A 17,714-nucleotide genomic window follows, 5' to 3' on the forward strand; every position below is an offset into this window, starting at 1 on the left:
CGAGCAAGGTGCGGGTATATACCCACGCTCATGCCAAGCGATACCTGCCACTGCATCCTGTTGCGCAAAGCCTCCCGCAAGCTCTCGTCCTATTACGACGAGGCCCTGGCGCCGCTTGGCGTCAACATCGGACAGTTCAGCCTGCTGAGAAACATCAACCGGCTTGCGCCGGTCTCACTCACCGAACTTGCTACCCATGTCGAACTGGATCGCTCCACCGTTGGCCGCAATACCAAGGTTTTGGAACGCATGAACCTCGTCAGGCACGGCCAGAGCGAGGACCATCGCGAAGCGGTGATCGAACTCAGCGATGCCGGCAAGGCCCTGCTGAAAAAAGGTTCGCCGCTCTGGGACGGTGTCCAGGACGAGATCGAGACACGGCTTGGGCCGGAGAAAACTGCACAGCTGCAAGATCTGCTCGCAGCTCTATGAATTAAACCTCAATGCGGGTATATACCCGAAACGCCGCCAGACACCGATAGCGGGGCAGCGGATACCAGGAAGGGACTGACCGATGATTTCCACCTACGCCGCCCGCTGGATGGCCGGACGGAATCTGCATTACGGATGGGTGGTCATCGCGACGACCTTCCTCACCATGCTGGCGACGGCAGCGGCGATGGGCTCGGCGGGCGTGATGATCCAGCCGCTGCATGAGGAATTCGGCTGGGATATCGCCGATATTTCCTCGGCCATGGCCGTCCGCCTCGTCCTGTTCGGTCTGCTCGGCCCCTTCGCAGCCGCCTTCATGAACCATTTCGGCATCCGCCAGGTCGTCGCAACCGCCTTGGCGCTGATACTCGGTGGCATCGTCGTCTCGATGTTCATGACCGAGGTCTGGCAGCTCGTGGCCCTCTGGGGCATCGTCATCGGCGTCGGCACCGGCATGACCGCCATGGTTCTCGGCGCAACCGTCGCATCGCGCTGGTTTTCCCACCGCCGCGGCCTCGTCATGGGCATGCTCAGCGCCAGCAATGCCACCGGCCAGCTGCTTTTCCTGCCGCTGCTTGCCGATCTCAGCGAGACCTATGGCTGGCGCACGGCCCTGATGCTGACCGCCGGCGCAATTACCGTCGCCATGGTTCTCGTGCTGCTCCTGATGCGCGACAACCCGTCCGATCTCGGCCTGCCGGTCTATGGCGAAACCACGGTCGCCAAGCCGGTGAAGCAGGACCATAAGCTGCTCGCCACTCTTGCCTCGCCGATCAAGGTGCTGAGAGATGCTTCGACCAGCGGCACCTTCTGGGTCCTGTTCGGCAGCTTCTTCGTCTGCGGCCTGTCGACCAACGGCCTGATCCAGACCCACTGGATCTCGATCTGCGGCGATTTCGGCATCACACCGGTCGGCGCCGCCGGCACGCTGGCGGTCCTCGGCATTTTCGACTTCTTCGGCACGATCGCTTCGGGCTGGCTGTCGGACCGTTACGACAACCGCGTCCTGCTCTTCTGGTATTACGGCCTGCGCGGCCTGTCGCTGATCTACCTGTCCTTCTCGGGCTTTTCGTTCTACGAGCTTTCCGCCTTTGCCGTCTTCTACGGCCTCGACTGGATCGCCACCGTTCCGCCGACCGTCAAGCTCGCCGCCGACCGTTTTGGCCGCGAAAAGGCCGGACTGGTATTCGGCTGGGTCTTCACCGGCCACCAGCTGGGTGCAGCGACCGCGGCTTATGGTGCAGGCTTCTTCAAGAGCGGTTTCGACACCTACATGCCCGCCCTGCAGATCGCCGGCGTCGCCTGCATGATCGCTGCCGTTGCAGTCATGCTGCTGAAGAAGCCGGGCGCCCCGAAGCTGGTGCCGCAGGCAGCCTGATCGGCCATCACATCCCGATCCCGAAAGGCCCGTCCATGACGGGCCTTTTCTATTTCGCCAGCGAGCATTGTGGCCGAATTGACTTCAGCACGACTTTCCCCGAGATATGCCGCCATTCCGGGTGGGCCTGCAGATGATCTCGATCAAGCCTTTCGAAAGCCGCCATCTTCGCGACCTCTATGCCATATCACTGGCAACGGGCCATCAGGGCGGCGATGCTGCGCATCTCTATGATGATCCGGACCTCATCGGGCATATCTATTCCGCACCCTATGCGGTTCTTGCCCCCTCGTTTGTTCTCGTCGCGGTCGACGATCTGGGCGTTGCCGGCTACGCGCTCGGCGCGACCGACACCGCAGCCTGGGAAGATCGGCTGGAGCGCGAATGGTGGCCAGAACTGCGGCAGAAAATCCCCGATCCCAGCTATGCTCCGCAACCCGACTGGACCGCCGACCAGCGCCGCCAGTCGATGATCCACCACCCTTCACGGGTTCCGCTCGCGATTTCGGGGCCCTATCCGGCACATCTGCACATGAACCTTTTGCCTCGCGCGCAGGGATTTGGCCTCGGCCTGAAACTTCTCGACGCCTGGCTGGCATTGATCGAACCGGCACCACCAGAGGGCATCCATGTCGGCGTCAACCGCCAAAACGAAACGGCCCTGCGCTTTTGGGCGAGGGCCGGTTTTCACGAACTGGATCAGGAAAACGGCAGGACAGCCTGGATGGGGCGATCAGCCGGCAGATTGGACCTGCCGGCAGTCTGAACCCATCATTTAACCTCAGGCGACCTTGCGTGCTCCCGTTCCGCGCATGCTCGCATCGCCTTCGCGGATCGCGCTGCGGCGGTTGAGCTTGAAGTGGTTGACGAGTTCGGCGAGTTGCGCCGCACCGCTTGCCAGCTGACCGCTGATATTCGTGGTCTGCTCCACCATCGCGGCATTCTGCTGCGTCATCCGGTCGATCTGCGAAACGGCGTTGTTGATCTCGGCCAGACCCACCGACTGTTCGGTGGCGGCCGTTGCCAGCGACTGCATGTTGCGATCGATCGAGGCGACGAACTGTTCGATCTCGTGCAGCGCCGCTCCGGTCTCATCGACGAGGCGCACGCCCTCGGTCACTTCGCGACCGGAATTTTCGATCAGGTCCTTGATCTCCTTGGCAGCCTTGGCTGAGCGCTGCGCCAGCTCGCGCACTTCCTGCGCGACGACTGCAAAGCCCTTGCCCGCCTCGCCGGCACGGGCTGCCTCGACGCCGGCATTCAGCGCCAGCAGGTTGGTCTGGAAAGCGATCTCATCGATGACGCCGATAATCTTGGAGATTTCGGTGGAAGCCCCCTCGATCCGCTGCATGGCGGTGATCGTTTCCTGAACCACGGTCGACGAAGTCGTTGCCGATTGCAGGGCGTTCTTGACGAGCTTGCGCGTATCCTCGGTATTGGAAGTCGAGGTGCGGACCGTATCAGTCACCAGCTCGAGGGCCGCCGACGTCTGCTCCAGCGAGGCCGCCTGTTCCTTGGTGCGCATCGACAGCTGGTCTGCCGCATCATGCATCTGCTGGCTGTTGCCGTTCAGCTGGTTGGTCTGCCGCAGCACATTGACCAGCGTTTCCTGGAAGGCGCCGATCGAGGCATTGAAATCGCGACGCAAGGGTTCGAATTCGGCGATGAAAGGCACGTCGATCGTCTGGCGGATATTGCAGTCCGACAGGCGTGACAGGCCGGCACCGAGTTCCTTCACCACTTTGACCCGCTCGCTGACATCGGTCGCGAACTTGACGACCTTGAGGACGCGGCCATTGTCGTCGATGATCGGATTGTAGGAAGCCTGGATATAGACGGCGCTACCGTCCTTCGCGACGCGGGTAAACTGGTCGGCAGCGAACTTGCCTTCGCCGAGGCTCTTCCAGAAGGCGCGATATTCCTCCGAGCGGGCATATTGCGGCTCGCAGAACATCGAATGGTGTTTGCCGACGATTTCAGAAAGCGAATAACCCAGCGTCTGCAGAAAATTCTCGTTGGCGGTGATGATCTCGCCGGTCGGCGTGAATTCGATCACCGCCTGCGCACGCGACAGCGCATCCAGCTTGCCGCGATCCTCCAGCGCCCGCTTGCGCGCAGCCGTGATATCGGTCGCGAGCTTCACCACCTTGTAAGGCTTGCCGCCCTTGAGGATCGGATTGTAGGAGGCCTCGATCCAGACATCGCGGCCGCCTTTGGCAAGGCGACGATACTTGCCCTGGTCGAACTCGCCCCTGCCGAGCCGCTGCCAGAAACGGGCATAATCCTCGGACTTCGCCTCCGTCGGATCGACGAAAATACTGTGATGCTTGCCGACGATTTCCGACAGCGCATAACCGAGCGTTTTGCAGAAATTCTCGTTGGCATGAAGGATCACGCCCTTGAGGTCGAACTCGATGATCGCCTGCGATCGATTGAGGGCGTCCATGATTGCGGTATTGGATCGGATGCGGCCGAAGGGCGTGACAGCCATCAATGAACTCCAGAAAAAATGAGGCGTGATCTCGATGGCGAAGACTAGCCACGCTCCTTGAACTTTCGGTTAACCACGTCGCGGCCGTCCTTTAGATTTTCTCGCGAATTCAACCGATTAGAACAACCCAGAATAGGCACCCTAGATCAAGGACATGACGAAACGCAAAAAGGCCCGCAGAAGCGGGCCTTTTCGTCAAAAATATTATTTTTAACTCTCTGGGATCAGGCCGCAGCGAGCGTCAGTTCCTTCTTGACCATGTCGCGCAGGATGCCGAGGTCCTTGGCGAACAGGCGGATACCGTCCGACAGCTTCTCGGTGCCCATCTGGTCTTCGTTGAGCATCCAGCGGAAGGTCTTTTCGTCCATGGCGATCGGCTTGACCGGCTCGAACTTCTCCGGCGAGAGCTTGCGCTCCAGCGTGCCTTCGGCCTTGTCCAGCTCGTCGAGCAGGTTCGGAGCGATCGTCAGGCGGTCGCAACCGGCCAGAGCTTCGATTTCGCCCGTGTTGCGGAACGAGGCGCCCATGACGATCGTGTTGATGCCGTTGGCCTTGTAGTAGTTGTAGATGGCGCGAACGGAAACGACGCCCGGATCGGTCTCGGCCGTGTAATCCTGGCCGGTCGATTTCTTGTACCAGTCAAGGATACGGCCGACGAAGGGCGAGATCAGGAATGCCTTGGCATCGGCGCAGGCAACGGCCTGGGCCATCGAGAAGAGCAGCGTCAGGTTGCAGTCGATGCCTTCCTTCTGCAGCACTTCGGCAGCCTTGATGCCTTCCCAGGTGGAGGCAAGCTTGATCAGGATGCGATCCTTCTCGATGCCACGCTCCTTGTAGGCGGCAATGATCTGGTGTGCCTTGTCGATCGAAGCCTTGGTGTCGAAGGAAAGGTCGGCATCGACTTCGGTCGAAACGCGGCCCGGGACGAGGCCGGCAAGAGCCGAACCGACATCGATGGCCAGACGGTCAGCCACGGCAGCGGCGATCGCATCTTCCGTACCACCCTGCTTGCGGCCCCAGGCGACGGCTTCCTTGAACTTGTCGGCAAAGGCTGCCGAACCGATCGCCTTCAGAACGATCGACGGGTTGGTCGTGCAATCCACCGGCTTCAGGCGGGCAACCGCCTCGATGTCGCCCGTGTCGGCGACGACCGTGGTCATGGAACGAAGCTGCTCTAGTTTAGACGTCATCGGATTTTCCTCGCTTTATGTCCCTAACGCGTTCCGGGCCTATTAGGTCCCTTGCATTTGCCCGAATAACACCCGCTTAGGGTAAAGAAGTCAAGACATTTGTCCTTCGCAATTGACATATGTTTCATGCGACATAATATCCTGCCTGTTGCCGCAAGGGTTGCAGCTTGCCCAAAAATCCGGGCTGCAGAATTCGGGATCCGAAAAAACATTGGCCAGGCTGAGAAAAGAAACCCATACCGCCTATTCCGACGCAGCCTCGCTCAGGCTGCGCGCGGCCTGGCTTTATTATAACCAGGGCCTGACCCAGAAGGACGTGGCGGAAAAGCTTGGGCTCAGCCGCTCGACGGTGATCCGCCTGCTCGACGAGGCGATGAAACGCTCGGAAGTGCAGATCTGGATTTCCGAAGGCATCGATACCTGCGTCGAACTCGCGACACGGCTGGAAAAGGCCTATGGGCTGGATGAAGCGGTCGTCGTCCCCTCGCCGCGCGATGCCAGCGCCGATGCGATCGCCAGCGCCGTTGGTCTGGCCCTCGGCCAGTTCCTCTCGGAAGTCATTCAGGACGACATGACCATCGGCGTCGGCTGGGGCCGCACGATGACCGCCTCACTCTCCAGCTTCCGCCCGCCCCGCCGCCAGAATTGCAAGGTCGTCTCCCTGCTCGGCGGCATCGTCACCGTGCACCAGACCAACCCTATCGACTATACATGGCGTTTCGCCGGCCAACTCGGCGCCGAATGTTACATGTTTTTGGCACCGCTGCTCGTCGATACGATTGCCACCAAACGCGCGCTGATCGAAAAATGCGGCCTCAACGCCATCTATGATCTTGCCGAAAACCTCGACCTCGCTGTCGTCAGCTGCGGCGATATCGGCCCGCACTCCACCTCCCTGTCGGAAGGTTTCATTTCCAAAACCGAGCTTGAGCGCCTGATCTCCGCCGGCTGCGTTTGCGACACGATGTTCAATTTTCTGGACGAGGACGGCCGCTCCGTCGACCACGCCTTGAACGACCGCGTCATGTCCGTCGATCTCGACACGCTGAAAAAAGCAAAGCACATCGTGCTCTCCTCCGGCGGCGCCCACCGCGCCATCGCCATCCGCGCCACGATCACCCGCGTCGGCTGCAATACGCTGATCACGGATGAAAGTGCCGCCGAGGAACTTTTGCGGCTGGCGGAAGCACAGTCTGGAATTTGACGCTTCGCCAAGGCTGATCTATCGTCTTCGTATTACAAACGGAGGCAAAAACGATGTCGGACCGTGAGCTTTCAGACCCGATCACCATGCGCCTGCCGACAGACCTGCTGTCGGAAATCGAAGAAATTGCCAAGATTTGCAACCGCAGCCGCAGCTGGGTTTTCGTCCGCGCCGTAAAATCCTATCTGGCCGCGGAAGGGCGCGAGATCATCGAGCTTGCCGAAGCAAAGCGAGACATCGAAAATGGTCTCGGCCAGAATCTTGATGACGTGATCGACGAAGTCGAGGCCATCATCAAAGGGGCGGCCGCTTGAATGTCATCCTCTCGCCCAAGGCACTGGACTATGTCAGGCGCGAGGCCCAATATCTGAAATCGAAAAATCCGGCCGCTGCCCAGCAGTTCAGCGACCACCTCAAGCGCCTGAAACAGGGGCTCGCCCAATTTCCTGAAATGGGAAAGGTTACCGAGGAAATCCCGATTCCGGGCTTCCTCCGGTTTGTGATGGGTTCTTATCTCGTCGATTACGAGATCTCCGGAAAAATCCTATTCGTCTTGGCAATCCGGCATGGCCGCGAGCGCCCGCCGGGCACGCCTATCGAAGACGACTTCGATTTCGAGGAACGAGACCATCATCCCGACGCCGAGTGATATCCACTCAGCCAACCCTCACAGCAACATGCCGTTGTTCAGATAACAAAAAACCCGGCCTCCTGCGAGACCGGGTCCATCTTCAACTCAACCATTCAGTACCGGTACCAGCCGGGTGGCGGCGGTGGGGGTCTGTGGTGACCGTACCAGTGATGCGGCCGGTCATCCCAACGCGGCGGCGGGCGGTGCCAGCGCGGTGGCGGCGGTGGTGGCCGGTTCGGGCGGCATATGCCGTGACGCGAGAGGTGCCAGCCGCGGCCGCAGGCGTAATCGACCCTGACGACATCGCCGGATACCGTGCGCTCGGGCGCAATACCGACCGGACGCTCGACGGACATAGGCGCCGCCTGCGCAACGGAGCCCATACCCATGCCGGTCAGAGCGCTTGCCAAAATACCGGCTGCAAAAATCAGCTTCTTCATCCTGTTACCCTCCTTGAAAGGTAGGATGAGACTAAGTCCGGCGCACTGAACGACGCATGAATTTGCCGTTCAGCCAATCGCCGGTTTCGCCGGGCAGCTAAATGCTTAGGCCCCGCCCTGTTCCCAACCGAGCATGGCCCGTTTGCGGGTGAGCCCCCAGTGATAGCCGGTCAGCGCGCCATTCTTGGCGACCGCCCTGTGGCAAGGCACGACGAAGGAGATCGGATTGGCGCCGACCGCCGCCCCCACCGCACGATTGGCGGCAGGATTGCCGATATCGCAGGCGACGTCGGAATAGGTCACCGCCTTGCCGAACGGGATTTTGAGCAGGCTCTGCCAGACCTTGACCTGAAAATCCGTGCCGATCAGCACGATATTGAGCGGCCGGTCGGCCGACCATTTTTCCCGTTCGAAGACACGTCCGACATAAGGCGCCGTCGCCTCCAGATCCTCGACATAATGCGCATTGCGCCAGCGACCCATCATGTCTTCCAGCGCCGCTCGCTCCTCGCCCGGATCGGCAAAGGCAAGACCGGCAAGACCGCGATCGGTGACCATGACCAGCGCCAGACCGAACGGGCAGACATGAAAGCCATACCGGATCGTCAGCCCGCTGCCGCGCGCCTTCCATTCGCCGGGCGACATCGCCTCATGGGTGACGAACAGGTCATGCAGCCGACCGGGACCGGACAGCCCGATCTCATAGGAGGTTTCGAGCAGCGGCAAGCCTTCCTGACCGAGCAGCCGCTTGGCATGGTCGAGCGTCACCGCCTGCAGAAACGCCTTCGGCGAAAGCCCCGCCCAGCGGATGAAAAGCTTCTGCAGCTGCGTCGGCGACTGGCCGAGTTCGGCGGCGATCGCCTCCAGCGAAGGCTGATCGCGATATTCGAGCGTGATCATCTCGATCACCCGCCGCACCGTCTCGTAATCGGAACCCTGCGGCGTCACGTCGATGGCACCTTCTGGAACGGGATCCAGAGCGACTTTCGAAAGCATGTTCATGGCGTCTCTCCTTTCGCTCATAGATGCCCCTTCCTATGTCGCCGCACCACCCGTTTCTTGTCCAAATTCATATCCGCTGCTTGATCGTCGAAAGCGCGCCGCCAAAGGCCTTGGCAAAACTCTCGCGATCATCGGGGTTGAGGAAGGAGCCGACATCCGTGCCATGCCCTTCGCCCGTCACATACATGGAGGTAATGCCGAATTCCTGATGCCGCTTGACCCGGAACCGCGCCCAGAACGGATTGAACCGGTGCTCGACCATCCGCCCCGCCGGCGAAAATTTGCGGATCAGCACATTGGTGCGTGAGACGGACACTTCTTCCCGCGCCCGGCCGGAGCGATAGCTGAGTTTCAGCGCTACATAGAGGCCGATGAAATCGAGCCCGAAAAACAGTCCGATCGGATAGGCGCCGGTCACCAGAAAAAAGCCGCCATAGACGAGGCAGACCGCTCCGCAAAGGCAAAGCACGACGCGAAAACCCGTCCTGCCGAGCGAGCGATAGGGCGTCAGCTCGGCCGCAAAGATCGGCCTGTCGAAACCCTCGCCGCTCCCTTGATCCATCCCCGCATCCACGTTGCTTTCCTTCATGAAGGGCGGCTATAGAGGCATATGGCCGTCGCGAAAACCCGATCCAAAACCAGCACCCCGAAAAAGTCAAATGCTGCGCCCGCGCGCGGCAAGAAGCTCTACAAACCGGCCTATTCCAAGGCCGAGATGGAAGAAATCTTTCGCCGCTGGTCGATCCAGCGGCCCGAGCCGAAGGGCGAGCTGGAACACGTCAATCCGTTTACACTCGTCGTCGCCGTGGCACTGTCGGCGCAGGCGACCGATGCCGGCGTGAACAAGGCGACACGCGCCCTCTTCAGAATAGCCGACACGCCGGAAAAGATGCTGGCGCTCGGCGAAGACGGCGTCATCGAGCATATCAAGACGATCGGCCTTTACCGCAACAAGGCAAAAAACGTCATCGCCCTCTGTCGCATGCTGATCGACGATTTCGGCTCGGAAGTGCCGAAGACGCGCGAGGAACTGGTGCGCCTTCCCGGCGTCGGCCGCAAGACCGCCAATGTCGTCATGTCCATGGCCTTCGGTATCCCGACGCTTGCCGTCGACACCCATGTCTTCCGCATTGGCAACCGCTGTCTGATGGCGCCCGGCAAGACGCCGGACGAGGTGGAAGAACAGTTTTTGAAGGTTATTCCGGACCAATACCTGTTCCACGCGCATCACTGGCTGATCCTGCACGGCCGCTATTGCTGCAAGGCGCGCAAGCCCGAATGCGAGGCCTGCGTGATTGCCGATCTCTGTCGCTCACCGGAAAAGACCGTCGATATTCCGGCACCGCTGGTCGAACTGCCGCAACAGGTGATCGGCGGCGTCTGACGCCTATCGCGGAGCGACGGCGAAGGACGGATCCTTCTTCGAAATCGCCTTGTGCAGATGCACCATCAGCCCGGCCGCAAACAGCGGCGTCAGAAGGTTGACGATCGGGATCGCCAGGAAACAGGCGATGACGAGACCGGCGATAAACACCGTGCTCGAATGTTTCGCCCGGAAATCTCGCGCCTCCGCCGGCGGCCGGAAACGCATGGCCGCAAATTCGAAAAACTCCCGCCCAAGCAGGTACCCGTTGACCAGGAAGAAGGCGACGAGATTGACGCCGGGCACGAGCAGCAGGATCAGCGCTACAATATTGCCGAGAATGACGACCCCGAGAAAGCGGATCGACCCCAGCATCGCCTCGCCGAAGGGCATGGATTTTCCGGGCGGATCACTGGGATAATCGCGCTTCTCGATCACTTCGGCGACGTCATCGAGAAACAGGCCGGCGATCAGCGCCGTGATCGGCGCGATCAACAGCGCCAGCCCGAGCGCAAGCCCGATACTGGCGGCAATCCCGGCAATCAGCGTCAGCCAGCCGGTCCATTCCGGCATGGCCGGAAGGAAGGCGGCAAACCAAGGCCAGAGATAGATAACAAAGACCTCGCGAAAGGCGAACCACAGCCCGATCAGGATCAGAAGCGTCAGCCCCAATGTCTTCCAGAAGGCGGACCGGCTTTCGGGGGACAAGAGGTTGACGAGGGCAAGGCGTGTGGCGTCGAGGATCATCGGCGTCTCCGGGTTGGCGTGGAGATATGTAAGATATTATCGGTTCGCGCGCTCGCAATGATTAACTATCGATAAAAAAGCGATCTCGCGCAAAAGATGCACATGCTATAAGATTCACCCGCGAGGCCAGGGGTGGTAAGAATGTTTGAATACTTCTCTAATGCAGGCCTGGGGCTGAATGGCCGCGAGCTTATGAGCCTCGCCGTCCTGGCTACCTACTTATTCTTCACGCTTGTCGTGCTTCTCATCGGCTTCAGGATCATGTTTCTGCCGCTGCGGCTTGGTCGCAAGGCAGCGCGCGGTGCCATCCGTGAAATCTCACAGCCGGCGGCGCTGCTGACGATACTCTGGGCGGTCGTGCTGGTACCCGAGCCATTCATCTATCTCTGGAACTGGTTCGTCTCGCTCGGCAAGGCGATTATCTTCAATGTCCCGACGATTGCGGCCAAATTTGCGATCAATATTTACAATTGCGATTCGCCGCTTCAATGCGCCGCGGAATCCAGCAACCTGATCTCGCAACTCTGGCAGGATACCCTCAGATCCTCGCTGAACGATTTCCAGTTCCCGCCCGGCCTTGATCGAGCGGCACTAGCCTTCATGATTGTCGCAACGATTGCGGTTATGATCGGTGGATCGAAAACCGAAACTACCGGAAGGCCCATATTCGGCGCCAGCCGGGACAAAGTCGCCGCATTCATCGGACTTTCCGTCGCATTCATCTTCGCCGCCTACCTCGCCTTCATCGCGATTGTCGCCGTACCGGTATTCGATCAGAAAGCGCCCGATCTGACCGAGATGGCCAAAGAACTCGAAACCCGCCTCGACGAGACGTCGAAACAATTCGACATCAATTTCGCAGAGTTGCCCTTCTTGCAGCACGAACGGTCGGCCTTGCCGACGAAGGAAGCGTTTGCGGCCGAACTCTCCCTAAAGGCAGGGCAGAACAAGACCCCTGATTTCGTCACCTCCATCTGGGAAACCCAGCTTTTGTCCTGGGACAGGGATTACGAAAATCTGCTCGCTGCAGCAGCCGCAATGCCTGCTCGATCGAGCGAATTTATCCGCAATGCAAAGTTGTTTTTCCAGGTCAACAACGAGGGCCATATAGGCGAGATGCTCTCGAGACGACATGTCAGCCGAATTACCGCGGAATTCTCCGATTGGCAGAATGACTATCGGAGCAATGTACTCAGTTGCTATTCGGCCTTGCGCTATACGCTCGGGACGCTGAGAGTTATTCGATCAAATCTTCAATCGGTTGCGCTGGATCCGATCGCCTCGAGACCATCCATCGACCTGCCAAGTTCCGGTAGCTGCTCCTACCTTCAGCCCAGCATACAGGGCTTTTTGCCACAACGGTCGGCTCTCGCTCAGTCGCTTGGCCCATTCGGCGCCGCTGCGGCGTGGCTGCTACAGACGGAAAATCAGGAGCTCGCTCTGATCACCGGCCTGCTCGGCTTCGGCTTCTTCGGCGCGCTGGCCGCGAGCTTCATCCGCCAATATGCCAATCGAAGAGATGCTGAGTTCCCGAGCCTCTCCTTTGTCATCCCTGCCTTCATCCGCGGCATCGGCGCGGCGGTCCTCGTTTTTCTTCTTGCCAAGGGCGGCACGGCCGTTTTTACGAAGGGCGATGCCCCGCTCAATGCTTATGCAATCTTCTTTGCCTGCTTCGTTGCAGCAGTGTTCAGCGAGGATGTCTGGATCTGGGCACGCAAGCGCCAGCAGACTTCGATGGATACCTCCGAATATGGCGAGACCGGACAGAAGGGCGCCGACAAGAGGCAAAAAGCCAGACCAGACGATTCCAGGCCGGCAGAGGCGGCGGAAGAGGAACAGCGTCGGAAATCCGCCCAGCTAAAACAGTTGGAAGACGACTGGGGTGTATGACCAACCCGAGCAGGTGCCGGCTCCGCTCACCTCATGCCCTTAAGCTCATCCCGATGCCGGATCATCGCCAGGAAGATCCGGTAATCCTTTTCGTAGAGCACTGCCCGGCCCGCGTCCGGCAGATATTCTGTATCTCCACCCGCCATCGCTTCCCCAGCTTCGAAGGGCGAGGCATGCACGCCACCCGCGACCGCCGCCGCCATCGCCGTGCCGAGCAGGACGGCGTCACGCGTATCGGGGATGACCACCTTGCGGCCCGTCACATCGGCATAGAGCTCAAGCAGCAGCGGGTTGTTCACATGGCCGCCGGTCACATGCAGCGTTTCGAACCGATAGCCGTAATCCGACATGGCATCGAGGATATGGCGGATGCCGAGAGCGATCGCCACGCAGGTCCGCCAATAGAGCCGGCAAAGGCCATCGAACGAGGTATCGAGCGTCAGGCCGCTGATCACGCCGGTCGCATGCGGGTCGGCAAGCGGCGAACGGTTGCCGTGGAAATCCGGCAGGATATGCAGGTCCGGGGCGATGTCCCCATCGCTTGCCGTCCGCAATTCGGCGATCCGGGCGATGATGCGGCCATGCAGCTCGTTGCTCGGTTCGCCGCCGGCCGCATGCATCTGGACGACGTAGTCGAGCAGCGCACCGGCGGCCGACTGGCCACCTTCGACCAGCCAGTGTTTTGGCAGAACCGCCTCGTAATAGGGTCCCCACAGGCTCCGGCCCGGCTTGCCGTCTTTCGACAGCGCGACGATGCAACTTGACGTGCCGCCGATCAGCGCCACGCTCGTCTCCAGTTTCGGGCCGGCGAGAACTCCGCCCAGAACACCAAAAGCACCGGCATAGGCATCGATCATGCCCGGCGCCACGGCAATGCCCGTATCGAGGCCAAGCTCTTCGGCAGCCTGCGTGGAAAGCTCGCCGATGGTCTCGCCGGGGCCGACCGTCTCTGCCGGCAGAGCGCCCTTCTGCAACAGGTCTTCAAGGCCGATCGCGCCTAGAAAATCCGAGTCCCAGCCGGATTTTTCATGGGAGAGATAGTTCCACTTGGCCGACAGGGTGCAGCGCGAGCGCGCAGTCGAACCCGTCGCCTTCCAGGTCAGGAAATCGGCGAGATCGAAGAAATATCCGGCCTTTTCCCAGCTCTGCGGCCTATGCGCCTTCAGCCATTTCAGCTTCGGCATTTCCATTTCGGGCGAAAGCGAACCACCGGAAAATTTCAAGACCGTATGACCGGTCGCCGAAATCGCCTCCGCCTGCCGGATCGCGCGATGGTCGAGCCAGACGATCGTATCCTGATCGGCCATACCAGTGGTGGAGACAGTCAACGGAGCGCCATCGCGGTCGCGCAGGACGAGCGAGCAGGTCGCGTCGAAACCGATTGCCGCCACTTCGGTCGGCGCAATCGCGGCCTCCATCATCGCCTGACGGACGGACCGGCAGACGGCGTCCCAAATATCCTCGGAGGAGTGCTCGGCGTGATTTTCCTTCGGCCGAAACATTCGGATCGGATGTTTTGCCTTGGCAAGCAGTCGGCCATCGCGATCGAAGACGCCGGCGCGGGCGCTGGCCGTGCCGATATCGACCGCAACGAGGTGATCACGCATCCGGCTCTGTTCCTCTCCCTAGTGCCGCATGGGGTTACACAACCGGGCAGGTTTTCTCAAGCGCTGAGCGCCCGGTCAAACCGCGTCCCGCCGACCCTCTTTGTATTGCGGAACAAGGTGGAGCAAATCCGTCATCACGTCAAACACACGTTCGGGAGAGAGCGCCTCGATCTTCTCCCGGTGGCCGGGAAGAATGGCATGAGATCCACCGGTAAATGCAAACACTGCCATGCCCGCCCGATGGCCGGCCTCGATGCCGGCCGGGCTGTCCTCGATGACAATGCAGTTTTCCGGGAGAACGCCCATTTCACTTGCAGCATGCAGGAAAAGATCCGGCGCCGGCTTGCCGTTTTTCACCATGGTTGCGGAAAAGAGATGCGGGTCGAGCTTGTCGACAATACCGGTCAGCGTCAGCGACAGGCGGATCCGCTCCGGCTGGCTAGAGGATGCGACGCAGGTGCGAAACCCCAGAGCCTTCAACCCGTCCAGTGTCTCGGCAATACCGGAGATCGGCTGGAGATCCGTTTTGAACAATGCGTAGAGATCAAGCCGCATCTCTTCAAGGAATTCAGGTCCGGTATGGAACCCGTATTCCTCGTCGAGAATCTGCTTCATCGTCGAAAGGCTTTTGCCGAGGAAGTGGCCATAGGCCTCCTCCTCGGTCATCTCGACGCCGCGGCGCCGCAGCGCCTCGACAAGAACCCGGACCGAGAGCGGCTCGCTGTCGACCAGCACGCCGTCGCAATCGAAGATCACCAGGGGTGCATCCTGTTTTGCCGCTGCCGGGTTCATGGCATCACCTCAGTCCTGGACGAGCTTATCGTCGAGATAGAGCTGCAGCGTCTTGGCCGTGCCTTCCGCCCAAAGCGTCTTCAGAGCATGGGCGAAACGCTTGCGGAACAGCTCGTTTTTCGACACTTCGCCAAAAATCTCGTCGAAGACGAGGAAGGCGTTCGGATCGTCCTTGGCCTTGATGGCCGCGGCCTGCAGCTTCTCGGCGCTCGCATCGTTGAAGACGATCTTGCGGCCACTGTCCGAGGTGCCGGCAAAGTAGCGGCACCACAGGGCCGATACCAGCGACAGGCCGACGATGTCGTCACCCTTGGCCAGACGGTCGCGAGTCGAAGGCAGGATGAATTTCGGCTGGCGGTTGGAGCCGTCCTGCGCCAGGCGCGGAATGGTATCGCCGATCTTCGGGTTGAGGAAACGCCGCTCGATCAGGTCGAAATACTCGTCGAGATTGGTATCCGGCACCGGCGGAACGATCGGGATGATCTCTTCCTTCTCGAGCTTCGCGAGGAAGGCGCGGATCAGCGGATGTTCCATCGCCTCATGGACGAAATGGATGTCGAGAAGTTCGCCCGGATAGGCGATCGTCGCATGGCCACCGTTGAGGATACGGATCTTCATCAGCTCGTAAGGCGCAACGTCGGGCACGAACTGGACACCGACTTCTTCCAGAGCCGGGCGACCGGCCGGGAAATTGTCTTCCATGACCCACTGCTTGAATTCTTCGCAGAAGACCGGCCAGTTGTCGTCGATGTTGAAATCGTTCTTGAGGATGTCGATCTCACGCGCGCCGGTGGCCGGCGTGATGCGGTCAACCATCGAATTCGGGAAAGCGACATTGCCATGGATCCACTCGGCAAAGGCCGGGTCGGACATCTTGGCAAGGCCGATCACGGTGTTTTCCGTGACATGGCCGTTGCCCGGAATGTTGTCGCACGACATGATCGTGAAGGGCGTAACGCCTCGCTCGCGGCGCAGCTTCAGGCCGGCGAGGATCAGGCCGAACACCGTTTTAGGCGCCGCCGGGTTCTTGCCGTCCTCGACCATGGCCGGATGCGCCGGGTTGAAATGTCCGGCCGCGTCAATGAAATAGCCGCCTTCGGTAATCGTCATCGAAACGATGCGGATCGCCGGCTCGGCCAGCTTCTCGATCAGCGCGTCCTTGCTGTCCGGCGCGATGATGTCGATCATCGGCGCGGTCACGCGCGCGCCGGTCTTGTTATTGTCCTGCTCGACAACGGTGGTGAGATAATCCTGCGCCTTGAGCTTGTCGCGCATGGCGGCATCAGACGGCAGAACGCCGGCGCCGATCAGCGCCCAGTCATGACCCTTGCCGGTATTGAACAGGTCGTCGAGATAGACGGCCTGATGCGCACGGTGAAAATTGCCGACGCCGAAATGGATGATGCCCGGCGAAAGCGTCTTCGGGTCGTAATTGGGCACACCAGCGGTCGCAGCGGCATCCTTGAGGCTTGCCAACGAAAGCTTCACAGTCATTTTCTCATACTCCGGTTGGCCTGTTTTTGAGGCCGGTAGGATCAATCAGGCCTTGAGTGCCAGGCCCTTGTCGTCAAAGCGATGCAGTTTGGTTTCATCCGGCGTCAGGTAGACCGTGTCGCCGTGCCGCGCGCCGAACTCGCCGCCGGCGCGGGCGGTCATCTTGCCGATGCCATCGACATCGAGATGCAGAAACGTGTCGGCACCGAGATGCTCGGCGACGGTAACGGTTCCCTTCCAGGTACCGCTGTCCTTGGACAGGGTCATGTGTTCGGGACGGATGCCGGCAGTGACGGCACCCTTGGACTTCGCGTAGTCGCCGGTGATGAGGTTCATGCGCGGCGAACCGATAAAGCCTGCGACGAAGAGATTGCGCGGCGTGTTGTAGAGCTCCATCGGCGAACCGACCTGCTCGATATTGCCACGGTTCAGGACGACGATCTTGTCGGCCATGGTCATGGCTTCGATCTGATCGTGCGTGACGTAGATCATCGTCGTCTTCAGCTGGTTGTGCAGATCGCTGATTTCGAGACGCATCGTGCCGCGCAGGGCCGCATCGAGGTTGGACAGCGGTTCGTCGAACAGGAAGGCCGACGGTTCGCGGACGATGGCGCGACCGATCGCGACACGCTGGCGCTGACCGCCGGAAAGCTGCGAAGGGCGGCGCTCGAGATAGTCGGTAAGGTTCAGCACGCGGGCTGCATCTTCGACCTTCTTGTCGATCTTCGCCTGATCCATCTTCGCCATCTTCAGCGGGAAGGCGATGTTCTTGCGCACGCTCATATGCGGATAAAGCGCATAGGACTGGAACACCATGGCAAGACCACGGGCGGCGGGGGCCGCCTGCGTCACATCCTTGCCGTCGATGGTGATCGTACCGCCGGTGACGTCTTCGAGACCGGCGATCAGGCGCAGCAGCGTCGACTTGCCGCTACCGGACGGGCCGACGAACACAACGAACTCGCCATTCTTGATTTCGAGATCGACGGACGGGATGACCTTGGCTTCACCAAAGTGCTTCTGCACGTTCTTGAGAGTGATGCTACCCATGAG

The 17,714-nt window shown here is 60.4% G+C and carries 18 protein-coding genes; 8 read left to right on the forward strand and 10 right to left on the reverse strand.

All coding sequences use genetic code 11. The annotated features are described in order from the left end of the window. The first annotated feature begins 30 nt into the window (after window positions 1–30). The 3 genes from FHW37_RS20040 (at window position 31) to FHW37_RS20050 (ending at window position 2,576) form a co-directional block, all read left to right on the forward strand. Window positions 31–432: a MarR family winged helix-turn-helix transcriptional regulator gene (locus FHW37_RS20040; protein WP_145639634.1), complete on the forward strand. Its 402-nt coding sequence runs from the start codon at window positions 31–33 to the stop codon at window positions 430–432. Window positions 433–514: 82 nt separating this feature from the next. Next, a complete protein-coding gene (locus tag FHW37_RS20045; protein ID WP_145639636.1) occupies window positions 515–1,810 on the forward strand; it encodes an MFS transporter in 1,296 nt (431 codons plus the stop codon). Window positions 1,811–1,943: 133 nt separating this feature from the next. Beyond that, a complete protein-coding gene (locus FHW37_RS20050) occupies window positions 1,944–2,576 on the forward strand; it encodes a GNAT family N-acetyltransferase (RefSeq protein WP_145639637.1) in 633 nt (210 codons plus the stop codon). A gap of 15 nt (window positions 2,577–2,591) precedes the next feature. Here the strand turns inward: FHW37_RS20050 and FHW37_RS20055 are convergent, their stop codons facing one another. After that, window positions 2,592–4,301 carry a methyl-accepting chemotaxis protein gene (locus tag FHW37_RS20055; protein WP_145639638.1) on the reverse strand — a complete coding sequence of 570 codons (1,710 nt, stop codon included), beginning with the start codon at window positions 4,299–4,301 and terminating at the stop codon, window positions 2,592–2,594. Between the two features lie 224 nt (window positions 4,302–4,525). Further along, window positions 4,526–5,491, reverse strand: coding sequence for a transaldolase (tal, locus tag FHW37_RS20060; protein WP_145639640.1), 966 nt, complete (start codon window positions 5,489–5,491; stop codon window positions 4,526–4,528). Window positions 5,492–5,702: 211 nt separating this feature from the next. On the opposite strand from tal, the gene FHW37_RS20065 reads away from it, so the two are divergent. Genes FHW37_RS20065 through FHW37_RS20075 form a run of 3 tightly spaced genes read left to right on the forward strand, consistent with a single transcriptional unit; the run spans window position 5,703 to window position 7,344 of the window. Continuing rightward, on the forward strand, window positions 5,703–6,695 hold the full coding sequence (locus tag FHW37_RS20065; protein ID WP_145639642.1) for a sugar-binding transcriptional regulator: 993 nt from the start codon (window positions 5,703–5,705) through the stop codon (window positions 6,693–6,695). Between the two features lie 53 nt (window positions 6,696–6,748). Beyond that, on the forward strand, window positions 6,749–7,009 hold the full coding sequence (locus tag FHW37_RS20070) for a CopG family ribbon-helix-helix protein (RefSeq protein WP_145639643.1): 261 nt from the start codon (window positions 6,749–6,751) through the stop codon (window positions 7,007–7,009). Continuing rightward, window positions 7,006–7,344 (forward strand): type II toxin-antitoxin system RelE/ParE family toxin, encoded by a 339-nt coding sequence (locus FHW37_RS20075; RefSeq protein ID WP_145639645.1) that lies wholly within the window; start codon window positions 7,006–7,008, stop codon window positions 7,342–7,344. Before FHW37_RS20070 ends, FHW37_RS20075 begins: the two co-directional genes overlap by 4 nt. Window positions 7,345–7,439: 95 nt before the next feature. Here FHW37_RS20075 and FHW37_RS20080 read toward each other — a convergent pair whose 3' ends face one another. The 3 genes from FHW37_RS20080 to FHW37_RS20090 form a co-directional block, all read right to left on the reverse strand. Next, on the reverse strand, window positions 7,440–7,766 hold the full coding sequence (locus FHW37_RS20080; protein ID WP_145639647.1) for a GCG_CRPN prefix-to-repeats domain-containing protein: 327 nt from the start codon (window positions 7,764–7,766) through the stop codon (window positions 7,440–7,442). A gap of 105 nt (window positions 7,767–7,871) precedes the next feature. Next, window positions 7,872–8,762 carry a methylated-DNA--[protein]-cysteine S-methyltransferase gene (locus FHW37_RS20085; RefSeq protein WP_145640149.1) on the reverse strand — a complete coding sequence of 297 codons (891 nt, stop codon included), beginning with the start codon at window positions 8,760–8,762 and terminating at the stop codon, window positions 7,872–7,874. Between the two features lie 73 nt (window positions 8,763–8,835). Further along, a complete protein-coding gene (locus FHW37_RS20090) occupies window positions 8,836–9,357 on the reverse strand; it encodes a DUF2244 domain-containing protein (RefSeq protein ID WP_145639649.1) in 522 nt (173 codons plus the stop codon). A gap of 21 nt (window positions 9,358–9,378) precedes the next feature. On the opposite strand from FHW37_RS20090, the gene nth reads away from it, so the two are divergent. After that, window positions 9,379–10,152, forward strand: coding sequence for an endonuclease III (gene nth, locus FHW37_RS20095; RefSeq protein WP_145639652.1), 774 nt, complete (start codon window positions 9,379–9,381; stop codon window positions 10,150–10,152). 3 nt (window positions 10,153–10,155) lie between these two features. Here nth and FHW37_RS20100 read toward each other — a convergent pair whose 3' ends face one another. Further along, window positions 10,156–10,878 (reverse strand): sulfate transporter family protein, encoded by a 723-nt coding sequence (locus tag FHW37_RS20100; protein WP_145639654.1) that lies wholly within the window; start codon window positions 10,876–10,878, stop codon window positions 10,156–10,158. Between the two features lie 141 nt (window positions 10,879–11,019). Here FHW37_RS20100 and FHW37_RS20105 point away from each other — a divergent pair, with 141 nt between their 5' ends. After that, complete coding sequence (locus FHW37_RS20105; protein WP_145639656.1) at window positions 11,020–12,768, forward strand: hypothetical protein; 1,749 nt, start codon at window positions 11,020–11,022, stop codon at window positions 12,766–12,768. A gap of 26 nt (window positions 12,769–12,794) precedes the next feature. Here the strand turns inward: FHW37_RS20105 and FHW37_RS20110 are convergent, their stop codons facing one another. The 4 genes from FHW37_RS20110 to FHW37_RS20125 all read right to left on the reverse strand — a co-directional run bounded on the left by FHW37_RS20110 (window position 12,795) and on the right by FHW37_RS20125 (window position 17,711). After that, on the reverse strand, window positions 12,795–14,375 hold the full coding sequence (locus FHW37_RS20110; RefSeq protein WP_145639657.1) for an FGGY-family carbohydrate kinase: 1,581 nt from the start codon (window positions 14,373–14,375) through the stop codon (window positions 12,795–12,797). Window positions 14,376–14,450: 75 nt separating this feature from the next. Further along, on the reverse strand, window positions 14,451–15,167 hold the full coding sequence (locus tag FHW37_RS20115; protein WP_145639659.1) for an HAD family hydrolase: 717 nt from the start codon (window positions 15,165–15,167) through the stop codon (window positions 14,451–14,453). Between the two features lie 9 nt (window positions 15,168–15,176). Further along, window positions 15,177–16,661 carry a mannitol dehydrogenase family protein gene (locus FHW37_RS20120; protein WP_145639661.1) on the reverse strand — a complete coding sequence of 495 codons (1,485 nt, stop codon included), beginning with the start codon at window positions 16,659–16,661 and terminating at the stop codon, window positions 15,177–15,179. 45 nt (window positions 16,662–16,706) lie between these two features. Continuing rightward, window positions 16,707–17,711 carry an ABC transporter ATP-binding protein gene (locus FHW37_RS20125; protein ID WP_145639663.1) on the reverse strand — a complete coding sequence of 335 codons (1,005 nt, stop codon included), beginning with the start codon at window positions 17,709–17,711 and terminating at the stop codon, window positions 16,707–16,709. Window positions 17,712–17,714 lie beyond the last annotated feature (3 nt).

Source organism: Neorhizobium alkalisoli, from assembly GCF_007829835.1.
Lineage (GTDB): Bacteria > Pseudomonadota > Alphaproteobacteria > Rhizobiales > Rhizobiaceae > Neorhizobium.

Excerpts from the sequence above, each read along its gene's own strand:
- FHW37_RS20040 (WP_145639634.1), top strand. The coding sequence starts at position 31 with ATGCCAAGCGATACCTGCCACTGCATCCTGTTGCGCAAAGCCTCCCGC.
- FHW37_RS20045 (WP_145639636.1), top strand. The coding sequence starts at position 515 with ATGATTTCCACCTACGCCGCCCGCTGGATGGCCGGACGGAATCTGCAT.
- FHW37_RS20050 (WP_145639637.1), top strand. The coding sequence starts at position 1,944 with ATGATCTCGATCAAGCCTTTCGAAAGCCGCCATCTTCGCGACCTCTAT.
- FHW37_RS20055 (WP_145639638.1), bottom strand. The coding sequence starts at position 4,301 with ATGGCTGTCACGCCCTTCGGCCGCATCCGATCCAATACCGCAATCATG.
- tal (WP_145639640.1), bottom strand. The coding sequence starts at position 5,491 with ATGACGTCTAAACTAGAGCAGCTTCGTTCCATGACCACGGTCGTCGCC.
- FHW37_RS20070 (WP_145639643.1), top strand. The coding sequence starts at position 6,749 with ATGTCGGACCGTGAGCTTTCAGACCCGATCACCATGCGCCTGCCGACA.
- FHW37_RS20080 (WP_145639647.1), bottom strand. The coding sequence starts at position 7,766 with ATGAAGAAGCTGATTTTTGCAGCCGGTATTTTGGCAAGCGCTCTGACC.
- FHW37_RS20085 (WP_145640149.1), bottom strand. The coding sequence starts at position 8,762 with ATGCTTTCGAAAGTCGCTCTGGATCCCGTTCCAGAAGGTGCCATCGAC.
- FHW37_RS20090 (WP_145639649.1), bottom strand. The coding sequence starts at position 9,357 with ATGAAGGAAAGCAACGTGGATGCGGGGATGGATCAAGGGAGCGGCGAG.
- nth (WP_145639652.1), top strand. The coding sequence starts at position 9,379 with ATGGCCGTCGCGAAAACCCGATCCAAAACCAGCACCCCGAAAAAGTCA.
- FHW37_RS20100 (WP_145639654.1), bottom strand. The coding sequence starts at position 10,878 with ATGATCCTCGACGCCACACGCCTTGCCCTCGTCAACCTCTTGTCCCCC.
- FHW37_RS20105 (WP_145639656.1), top strand. The coding sequence starts at position 11,020 with ATGTTTGAATACTTCTCTAATGCAGGCCTGGGGCTGAATGGCCGCGAG.
- FHW37_RS20110 (WP_145639657.1), bottom strand. The coding sequence starts at position 14,375 with ATGCGTGATCACCTCGTTGCGGTCGATATCGGCACGGCCAGCGCCCGC.
- FHW37_RS20115 (WP_145639659.1), bottom strand. The coding sequence starts at position 15,167 with ATGAACCCGGCAGCGGCAAAACAGGATGCACCCCTGGTGATCTTCGAT.
- FHW37_RS20120 (WP_145639661.1), bottom strand. The coding sequence starts at position 16,661 with ATGACTGTGAAGCTTTCGTTGGCAAGCCTCAAGGATGCCGCTGCGACC.
- FHW37_RS20125 (WP_145639663.1), bottom strand. The coding sequence starts at position 17,711 with ATGGGTAGCATCACTCTCAAGAACGTGCAGAAGCACTTTGGTGAAGCC.